We start from the raw sequence: 601 nt of genomic DNA, 5'->3' as shown, positions 1-601 counted from the left end.
CTGCGCAGACGGCCTTTCGGCTGTTTCACACTCGTGCCCGTTGATGCAGCCGGAAGTCCCAGAAAAGTCCCAGGGCGCTCCCAGCGGCGACGGCGGCCCCAATCAGCGTGCGCCTGCATGGTGTGCGCTCACGTGCGCCCTTCCTCAGTGCCGGGCGTGGTCCTCGGCGTCGGTCAGCGTGGGAACAGACCGTCGGCGTCGACCGCCAGGCAGGTCTCGGGTGTGGTGGCTTCGAGGGCCACCGGAGCGAGGGTGAAGCGCGGGGTGTCCGTCAGGCGGTGCTCCCAGGGCTGGTCGCGGGAGGCCGCGAAGACCTCGCGGAGCCGGCGTTGGACGATGGGCCTGGCTTCCTCCTGGCGCTCGCGGTACTCGCGGCGCGCGGCCGTCGATCGTTCTTCCAGTTCTTCCTCCTCGACGTCGGTGGTGCGGTCCTCCGCGCGTAGCCCCGGCGTCCGCTCCGCGATCTCCCGGTCGGCTTGGAAGAGTTCGGCGCAGGTTGCGTAGAGCCGTCGGGACATGCCGAGAGTGACTTCCGTGTGCGGGATACGGCCCGTGAGGAAGCTGTCCAGGCCCGCCGCTCGGGCGTTCGCGTCGTTCGGGG

General features: G+C 70.4%; 1 pseudogene. It reads right to left on the bottom strand.

The window, feature by feature from the left end:
• Positions 1-173 precede the first annotated feature (173 nt).
• Positions 174-601: pseudogene (locus FCI23_RS58085) on the bottom strand (gamma-glutamyltransferase); the annotation flags it as partial.

It is taken from the genome of Actinacidiphila oryziradicis (assembly GCF_005047355.1).
GTDB classification, from domain to species: domain Bacteria; phylum Actinomycetota; class Actinomycetes; order Streptomycetales; family Streptomycetaceae; genus Actinacidiphila; species Actinacidiphila oryziradicis.
This window is presented reverse-complemented; position numbering and strand designations above follow the sequence as displayed.